The sequence below is a fragment of the Planctomycetia bacterium genome (genome assembly GCA_034440135.1).
Taxonomy (GTDB): domain Bacteria; phylum Planctomycetota; class Planctomycetia; order Pirellulales; family JALHLM01; genus JALHLM01.
In genome coordinates, this window is the sequence record JAWXBP010000260.1 from 1 (window position 1) to 9,041 (window position 9,041).

The window sequence follows — 9,041 nt, forward strand, 5'->3', positions numbered from 1 at the left end:
CGCGTGGTGAACCAGTACTCTTGCGCGCCTTGGAAGGCGTGATAAATCGGCAGCAGGCCGGTTTCCGGATCGCGCCGCGCGGCGTGCGCCCGAAGGCTGATGCCGCGCTTTTCGAGGGCGATCAGCGATTCTTCCAGGGAAGCGAGCACCCGGGCGAGCTTGGCCATCGCTTCGCCTTCGATGCGGCGATCTTCGCCGGGCTCGAAGACCGCGTCGGTGAGACCGAGCGAGAGCAGCCGCTCCTTCATTTCCTCTTCGGTTTGGACGTAGTGCGTCTCACGCTTCGATTTCACGCGGAACAACGGTGGCTGCGCGACGTACACGAGTCCTGCGGTCACCAGGTGATACATCTGCCGGTAGAAGAACGTCAGCAGCAGCGTGCGGATGTGCGAGCCGTCGACGTCGGCGTCGGTCATGATCACGATTTTGTTGTATCGCCGCTTCTGCAAGTCCGCGTCTTCGCCGATGCCGGTGCCGATTGCGGCGATGATGCTCCGCACTTCTTCGTTGGCGAGTACCTTGTCTTCACGCGATTTGAAGGCGTTGATGATTTTGCCGCGCAACGGCAGGATCGCCTGGTACTCGCGCAACCGGCCGCCTTCGGCGCTGCCGCCGGCCGAATCGCCTTCCACCAAGTACAGTTCGCACTTGGCGACTTCCTTGCTGGTGCAATCGCGCAGCTTGCCGGGCAAGCCGCCGCCCGCCAAGGCGCCTTTGCGATCGCGCATCAGTTGCTTTGCTTTGCGAGCCGCTTCCCGGGCTTCAGCCGCGAGCAATCCTTTGTGAGCGATAATCTTCGCGGTCTTCGGATTCTGTTCGAGATACCTGGCGAGAAAATCGCCGACTGCGGAATTGACGATGCCTTCGACTTCGCCGTTGCCCAACTTGGTTTTGGTCTGCCCCTCGAATTGCGGTTCCGGCACGCGACAGGCAATCACGGCCGTGAGGCCTTCGCGGAAATCGTCGCCGCTCGGCACGAGATCCTTGAAGTAGCCTTCCTTCTTGCCGTAAGCGTTCAGCGTCCGCGTGAGGGCGGCGCGGAAGCCGCTCAAGTGCGTGCCGCCTTCGGTAGTGCTGATGTTGTTGACGTACGTATGGACGTTCTCCGTGAACTCCATGCTGTATTGCAGCGCGACTTCGACGCCAACGCCCTCGAATTCGCCGGCGATATACACCACGTCGTTGTGCGCGGCCTCCGTGGAGCGGTTCATATGCTCCACGAATTCAATGATGCCGCGCTCGTAGCAAAAGGATTCGCCTTCGCCGGAGCGTTCGTCCTTGAAATGAATCCGTAAGCCGCGGTTCAAAAACGCGAGCTCTTGCAGCCGCCGGTGGAGCGTGCTGTAGTTGAACTTCGCGTTGGCAAAGATTTCCGTGTCCGGCTTGAAGGTCGTCTTCGTACCACGTTCGCTCGATGCGCCGGTGCGACGCACGTCTCCCTTGGGCACGCCCCGTTCGTACTCCTGGTAATACGCCGAACCGTCGCGGCAGACTTCGACTTCGCACCATTCGGAGAGAAAATTCACCACGGTGACGCCGACGCCGTGCAAACCGCCCGAGGTTTGGTAGGCGCCCTTGCTGAACTTGCCACCGAACTTGAGGACCGTCATCACGCCTTGCAGCGTGGAGAAGCCCAAGTCGGGATGGACGTCGACCGGAACGCCGCGGCCGTCGTCGGTGACGGTCACCGAGCCGTCCGGGTTGATCGTTACGTAGATCGCCGAGGCATAGCCGGCCATCGCCTCGTCGACCGAGTTGTCGACGACTTCGTAGACCATGTGGTGCAAGCCGCGCGCGTACGTATCGCCGATGTACATGCTCGGCCGTTCGCGGACGTGTTCCAGGTCGCTGAGATGCTCCAAGTCCTTACCGGAGTAATCTTCAGAACCGCGCCGTGCTTCCAACATCTTCGGCGGCTCCGGCGGCGCGCCTTCGGCTGGTTGCTCGGGCGTATTCTCGCGATCGTCTGTGTCTGCCATTCCTGTTGTTTCCCAATTGTGGACGCCGGCTTGAGCGGCCAAAGTTTGGCATCGCCCGTCGTCGGAAGCGGGAGCACGCGTCTAGCGCTGGGTCTCACCGTCGACCTTGCCGACCTTAAATCGCAAATCCTTGATCTTTTCCTGCGGCAGCTCGTGTCGCAATTTCGTCAACAGAGCCGCCTTCTGAAAAGTGAGTTCCTGCAATAACGCCGAATTGGCGACCTGCACTTCGAACAACCCCCGCTTCACTTGGCCGGCGCGCGTGAATCGACCAATCGCCTCGCCCGCCGCCACTTGCCACGCGGCCGCATACGCCTCGCCTGCCTCGACCCGCGCGTACCCACGCCGCGAGATCAACTCGCCGAGCACATCGCCGATCGCTTGCGGTCTAGCCACGTTCTATTTCCCTTTCACCGCGGAGAGGGGGAGAAATGACGAATTTCTAAATCCGAATGACGAATCAAATTTGAATGACTGAATGTCGAATGACGGAATTTGATGGGACGAAGGTCTCGCTCAGAAGCACTTCATCATTCGACATTCGGATTTATAAATTTGACTTTCCCTCTCATTCCACCTCTGCGTCGCCGCGGTTCAAAATGGTTGTACGCTTATTTTTCTCGCGCCAGCGGCATGATCACGTAGTTGTATCCGTCGTCCGTCAGAAGCAAGCCCGCGGCTTCGCTGTCTTTGATGTCGAACGTGATGGTTTTTTCCGGATCGAGCACGCGGAGGAAATCGCTGATGAAGCGCGGGTCGAGCGTGATGCCCACTTCACTGCCGGAGTAATCGATCGGCAATTCCACGCGGGCCTGACCGGCGTCGGCGGCGCGGGCGGCGAGAATCAAGCGGCCGTCCGCGAAGCTGAAATCGATGCCGCGGCTTTCTTCGCTGGTCACAATCGCCGCTTGTCGCACGGCTGAATGGAAGGGACCGACGACGAGGTTGATTTTGTGCGCATTGCGCTGTGGGACCACGTCGCGCCAACGCGGGAAGCGTCCTTCAACCAAGCGCGAGTAGATCGTGATCCGCCCGCAACGGACCAGCACGTCATTGCCGCGCGCCGCGATATGCACTTCGGCGTCGGGTTCCGTCAAGGTTCGTTCGATGAGCTGCATCGCCTTGCTGGGGACGATGGTCATGCCTTCCGAGGTGTGGTGATCACCGACGCTCGTGGCGGGCCCTTCCATCTTCGCCAGGCGACGACCATCGGTGCCGACGGCCGTGATCTTGTCGGCCGCGAATTCTAACAGCACGCCGCCGAGCGCATAGCGGCTGCTTTCGTTATCGGTGGCGAACACCGTGCGACGGATCAATTCCCGCACCAGCCGCGCCGCGGCGGTTTGGTACCGCGTTTCGTTGAATTCGACGACGCTGGGGAACTCGTGCGGATCGGCGGCCGGCAGCTTGAATTCGCTTCGGTCGCCGCGCACTTGGATGCTTTGCCCATCCGACTCGATCCGCAGATTGGCGTCGGAACTCTCGCTGAGAATCGAGCCGAAGCGGCCGACCGGCAACAGGACGCTGCCGGGCTGTTCGGCGTCGACGCCCGCCAGGTCGATGCGGATGCCGATCTCCAGATCGGTGGCCAGCAACGTGGCGCGATCGGCTTGCACTTCGAGCTTGACGTTTTGCAGGATCGGTTTCGGGCTGCGCGTCGGCGCGACATTCCGCGCGAGCTGCCAGGCAGCCAAGAGTTTTTCACGATCGCAGGTGATCTTCATGGAAACAGAATCCGTCAGAGGGACCAGGAAGCACGTCGAAAGCTTCGCGACGCGTGCTTCTCTTTCTGAAATAGTTTCTTAAACAGTAGTAGCAGTAAGAAGAGGGCGATGCACTGTCAATGGATGCGGCATCATCGAACTAACTTCCATGCACGTTGGCCTTAACGTCGACAGGAACCCGCTTTTGTCGCCGTGGATAAGCCGTCCGGTGGCTGACGATGCCTCGTTGGATCTCTGTTGATGCCTGGCGCGTCGAATCCGTTCGAGCATTTCCGCTGTTCATCCTGTTGGTATCTGTCGAGTTCACAAACCGCCAGCCAACAGGTTCTCCACGTATCGCGTCGATCGACGCGAGCACCCTCCCTGAACTCCTTTGGTCAACGCGTAGCGCCCAAAGTGGCGCGAATTTCATCCACCGCGCGACGGGTTTCACCATCGTGCGCGGTCAGTTCCTCCGTGCGGCGGCAGGCATGCAACACCGTCGTGTGGTCGCGTCCGCCGAAATACGCGCCGATTTGCTCCAAGCTTGCGCCGGTCAACTGCCGCGCCAGCCACATCGCCGCGCCGCGTGCCGCGACGACGGTTTTCCTCCGCGATTCGCCACGCAATAACGTCAACGGCATCGCGAATTGCCGGGCCGTGGCCGCGGCGATTTCGCGGACGCCGATCTTCTGCGCGACCCCGCGTTGATCCAAATACGCCTGCGCCGCCGCCTTGTCGATCTCCGCGCCGCCGCCCACCGTCTGTAAGTAAGTGACCGCTCCGATCAACGCCGAAGGGGCATCCGCCAACTCCGTGGCCAGCAGTCCAAACGCCGCATCGGAGATTCGAGCGAGCTTGCTTTCGGCGACTGCCCGCAAGATTGCTTCGCGCGCCGGAATCTCCGGCAGCGACATCCGCAGCGTTAGCCCCGCCGTGATTCTTGCGAGCAATCGCTTGTTAAAGCCCTTTGTGCGGGCATGTGCCGCGTGTGAAATCAAGATCGCCTGCCGGCCCTCGGCGACAAGAAAATCGAGCGAGCGCGTCAGTTCGTCTTGCGCCAGTTCCTTGCCGGCGAGATGTTCCAAGTCATCCAACACGAACAACTGCGTACTGCGATGACGATCTCGCCAAGCGGAAACGTCGTCGGCTTCGACCGCTTCGCCTAGTTCCTGGGCATACTCCGCGGCGGCAACGTAATACACGCCGGACTTGCCGAGGCAGCATCGCAAACTATCGCAGATAGCCCGCATCAGATGCGTCTTGCCAACGCCGCTCGGTCCCTGCAGGATGATCGGGTTGTACAGCGGAGCGGCGCCAGCCAGCAGGGCGGAGTACGTCTCCTCCAAGCTGACGACCAGGCGCGTTTGTTCGGCGCCGAGGACCAGATTGCCGGGCAGGGCCGCTTCCATCAAGCCGTGTGACGGCTGCTCGTTCAAGGCGAGACCGTCCCCCCAAGATGTAGCTGCGGCGACGGAGGGCACGGCGGCAATGAACCTCGAAATTCAACGGTCGGCCGACCCATTTCAAGCCATGGGAACTGGCCCGTTCTGTGGATCGGCGACGAGCCGGAATTATAGCGAATTTCGATTCGGTTCGCGAGTCGTTCAGACAATCTTTTCAACTACTTTTGCGCGATCGCAAGTCGTTGATGCTTTTCACAATACGTTCACAGGCCTCGTCCACTTCCGGGACCGACGTGGAGACCCCGAAACTGAACCGCAACGCGCTCCGCAAAACCGGGTCCGAGGCGCCCATCGCCGCCAGCACGTGCGAGGGATCGCTCGACCCGCTGGCGCAGGCCGAACCGGTCGAGCAAGCGACGCCGGCCAGGTCCAGAGCCACGACCAACATCTGCCGATCGACCCCCAGGAACGACAGGTTCGACGTATGCGGCGCTCGGGCAGCCCCGCCGCCGTTGACGATGACGTCCGGCAACTGGGAGAGCAGCGCCTGTTCGAAGCGATCCCGGAGTAGTTCCAAGCGAGCCGGGACCTCGGGCTGGGCGATCACATTTTCCAGCGCCGTCTGCATCCCCACGGCCAAGGTGACCGACTCCGTCCCGGGGCGCAGGCCGGCTTGCTGGAATCCGCCGAAGTGGATCGCCTGCAACGGGGCGCCATGCGCCAGCACCAGGACGCCGACGCCGCGCGGGCCGCCGAGCTTATGAGCCGTCGCCGTCAGTGCCGTGGCGCCCAGTTCCGCGAAGTTGACCGGCAACTTGCCAACCCCCTGCACGGCGTCGGTGTGAAACGGCACGCGAGCGGCCTGGCAGCACATTGCTGCTTCACGGACCGGCTGGAGGACGCCGGTCTCGTTATTCACCAGCATCAAGCTCACGACACGCGTGTCGGAACGGATTAGCCCGGGAAGATCGGCGACGCGCGCAACGCCCGCCTCATCGACCGGCAGTCGATCGACGGCGAATCCGCGCCGCTCCAGATGCTCCGCCGCGCCGAGCACGCTGGGATGCTCGATCGCCGTGACAATCACATGCCCAGGTGGGTTTCCGGCAAGACCGAGCAGGGCGAGGTTGTTCGCTTCCGTCCCCCCACTGGTAAACAGCACCTGGTCGGCGCGATGCGAATCCGTCCGCGCACCGAGCAGTCGAGCGATGCTTTCCCGCGCCAGTTCGAGTCGTCGCCGCGCGCGCTGGCCGAACTGGTGTTGGCTGGCAGGATTGAGATAACCCTCGACGTCGCACGCCCGCATTGCCTCGGCCACTTGGCGGTCGAGGGGCGTGGTGGCGTTGTGGTCGAGGTAGATGGGGGGCATGGCACGCTGAATTTGGCAGTTTGCTAATGCGAATGCTACAATCGTTCGCTCAAACGTACGACTCTGCACTAGCGACACGATTCAATTTGAAAAGTAGAGGAGATGCTACGTGATTCCTGCAATCGTCATTGCGTTGGTACTTGCGGTCGACGCTCCGGATGCGACGGTCGAGCGACTTGTCCAACGGACAGGATATCCAAAGGAATTCGTGTTGCACGTGCTTTCGGAGCAAGAGAAAGAGATGGCGCGGATGGAAAGCGAGATTGCAGAATTGAAGGAAAAAGGCAAACAGGGAACCTCACGCGAAAAGTCGAAGATTCGCAACGAAGCGCGCAAGTTGGAAGCGGAATTGAAGATCGCCAAACGTGCGTTTGGAAAATCCGTCCACAAGCCGTCCAGATTGCGGCCGCCAAACTTACAACAGGGAGATTTTGGCTGTTTTGGAGATGAAATCAGAGTAACGCAGAAACTTGACGAACAATCAATCGAGGTTGAACTCGGTGTTATCCATTTGCCCACTATCGTGGGAGGGCCAAGAATCATTCAAGGTCAACGGACTGTCGAATGGAGCGGACCCTATCGGATTGTAGGTTTGCCAAGTTCGGTCGTTGCTGAACTTGCAACTGGAGATACGTATACGTATCGCGATTGGATTCTGCGATGCGAGATTAAAGACGATGCGCCCGGGGTACTACACTACGTCGGCGACATGCCAAGTCGCTAACCGAAACTGCGGTGTCAAACGACCGTTCGCGAAACGCCGACGCCTCATCCTTGGCTACTGCGAGCGCGAACCAACCGCCGGTGTCGACAAATAGCAATTCACGGGCCATAGATAATCTTGTTGTGGTCTCGATTGCTGAGACCGTCTGAGGGCATATCGGCCTGCATGGCCGCGGCTTTTTCGAGGAAAGATTCGAAGAATTCCTGCTGCCGTCGGATTGCCGCCTCGTCCTCTTCCGTCTCGGCCAGGGACGGCTTTTCCCTCGTCGTTACCGTGAGCGAGACGACCTCTTGTTCGGAGAGGTCAATGGGCTCCAAGGGTCGCAGGAGCCCGTGCTCGTAAATGGCTTGGAAGGTGTGGTTCATAGTTGAATTATACCCCGCAATGCTCACCGCTGTCGACATTTGCAACCCCGCTACAGCCACAACTCCAGCCGTCCGTCGAACAGGTCCGGGATGGCGCGTTCGATGATCGCTTTCGCGTGGCTGGCGTGGTAGCGAGTGCTGAGGTGGGCTGCGATGATCTTTTCGTTCTTGAACTTTTCGCGGCGCGCCACCACGTCGTCCAGGTGAATGTGGCCGAACTTGTGGATCTTCTCTTTGCGATGCGTCGGCGCGACGAACGTCATTTCCATGATCAATACCTGGGCCTCGTACATGGCCGGGTTCTGATCGAGGCCCGGCGGCGAGCTATCGCCCAGGTACGCCAATCGCGGGACGCGGCGCTCTTCGGTCACTTCCGTGCCGCCGAGCCGCAGGTCGCGAATCTGGTCGCCGGCCAGGTGCTGGAACTCCGTCTTGAGCTTCCGCCGGCGTTCCCAGACGACGAACCCCAGCGACGGCACCGTATGCGTCGTCGCGTGGGCCGTGACGACATGTTCGCGGGAAAGCTCGAACTCGTCGCCGGGCTTCACCGGAATTAGATTGCAGGGCAGCCGGCCGCGATCGAGCCGCGAGACGAGCTTCAAGAGCTTGTCGACCGTCTCGACCATGTGTTCAGGCATATAGATCGTCGGCGGGCTCATTTTCATCATCCGCCGCCGCGCCACATACACCGGCAGCGCCGCCACGTGGTCCAAATGCCCGTGGGAAACGAACCAGGTCTCCGTCGACATGAACGCCCAGGGCTGCGCGCCGAGATCGAACCCGACCTTCAACTCCGGAATTCGCCAATAGGTCTGTACCGCGGCGCGGGAATAGCCCTCAATGGTGAGGTCCTTATGGACGAGCGTCTTGACGGGGAGGTTTTTGAGCATGAAGGCGGCCGGGCGGTGGCGAGTCTTGGCGAACTCGCCAGTATAAGCCGCACGGCGGTTGGTCGAAATGCGCCTCTTGTGCCGGTCGTGTCCCAACAGTGCGTTGCTGGGACGGGAGGGCCGGTTAATGAACCGGGTCCCAAACCAGAATCAAGATCAGGGCTGCCGCTAGTTGAACGACGACGGCGAGAATCAGAATCTTGAACAGGCTTGGCCCGGTTCTCGCGGGCCGGTAGATCGGCGTCGGACGTGCCGGCTCACTCTTCGGCGACCTGTACGGATTGTCGTCCATCTCAGGACAACCAAGGACGATAGGGAGGCCGCGGCGGCGTTTTGGAGAGCAGGTGTTTGATGCTGTCGAACGGCAGGTTATAGGCGCCTAGCGACGGATAGTTACCCTCCTTGTTGGAGAGCACAACCGCGCGAATCTGCAGGCCCTTGGAACCGAAAGCCATCGAGTTGACCATTGGATGGTTCATTTCGTTCGATTCCCACCTGGATAATACCACACTAGGCTCTGTTGACGATTAAATCCGCTTTAGGCGGATGAATCCGAGGGCCAGTTGGATGATTGCCAGAAATGTTTGTTTCAGTTTTTCGTAGCG

At 60.4% G+C, this 9,041-nt stretch carries 9 protein-coding genes; 1 reads left to right on the forward strand and 8 read right to left on the reverse strand.

Annotated elements, in window-relative coordinates; all coding sequences use genetic code 11:
• The 5 genes from SGJ19_16160 to SGJ19_16180 form a co-directional block, all read right to left on the reverse strand.
• The coding region (locus tag SGJ19_16160; GenBank protein MDZ4781788.1) for a DNA gyrase subunit B at positions 1–1,907 on the reverse strand (1,907 nt) is incomplete at its 3' end.
• A 153-nt stretch (positions 1,908–2,060) separates the two neighbouring features.
• Positions 2,061–2,375: a DUF721 domain-containing protein gene (locus SGJ19_16165; protein MDZ4781789.1), complete on the reverse strand. Its 315-nt coding sequence runs from the start codon at positions 2,373–2,375 to the stop codon at positions 2,061–2,063.
• Between the two features lie 215 nt (positions 2,376–2,590).
• On the reverse strand, positions 2,591–3,703 hold the full coding sequence (gene dnaN, locus SGJ19_16170) for a DNA polymerase III subunit beta (protein ID MDZ4781790.1): 1,113 nt from the start codon (positions 3,701–3,703) through the stop codon (positions 2,591–2,593).
• A 377-nt stretch (positions 3,704–4,080) separates the two neighbouring features.
• Positions 4,081–5,166, reverse strand: coding sequence for a DnaA/Hda family protein (locus SGJ19_16175; protein ID MDZ4781791.1), 1,086 nt, complete (start codon positions 5,164–5,166; stop codon positions 4,081–4,083).
• A gap of 136 nt (positions 5,167–5,302) precedes the next feature.
• Entirely contained in the window at positions 5,303–6,457 is a 1,155-nt protein-coding gene (locus SGJ19_16180; GenBank protein MDZ4781792.1) for a cysteine desulfurase family protein, read from the reverse strand.
• 109 nt (positions 6,458–6,566) lie between these two features.
• Here SGJ19_16180 and SGJ19_16185 point away from each other — a divergent pair, with 109 nt between their 5' ends.
• Entirely contained in the window at positions 6,567–7,181 is a 615-nt protein-coding gene (locus SGJ19_16185) for a hypothetical protein (protein MDZ4781793.1), read from the forward strand.
• 98 nt (positions 7,182–7,279) lie between these two features.
• On the opposite strand, the gene SGJ19_16190 is transcribed toward SGJ19_16185, so the two are convergent.
• The 3 genes from SGJ19_16190 to SGJ19_16200 all read right to left on the reverse strand — a co-directional run bounded on the left by SGJ19_16190 (position 7,280) and on the right by SGJ19_16200 (position 8,915).
• A complete protein-coding gene (locus SGJ19_16190) occupies positions 7,280–7,546 on the reverse strand; it encodes an antitoxin family protein (protein ID MDZ4781794.1) in 267 nt (88 codons plus the stop codon).
• Between the two features lie 50 nt (positions 7,547–7,596).
• The gene (locus SGJ19_16195) at positions 7,597–8,436 is read right to left on the reverse strand and encodes an MBL fold metallo-hydrolase (GenBank protein ID MDZ4781795.1); all 840 of its coding nucleotides are present in this window, start codon (positions 8,434–8,436) and stop codon (positions 7,597–7,599) included.
• A 293-nt stretch (positions 8,437–8,729) separates the two neighbouring features.
• Positions 8,730–8,915 (reverse strand): hypothetical protein, encoded by a 186-nt coding sequence (locus tag SGJ19_16200; GenBank protein MDZ4781796.1) that lies wholly within the window; start codon positions 8,913–8,915, stop codon positions 8,730–8,732.
• Positions 8,916–9,041 lie beyond the last annotated feature (126 nt).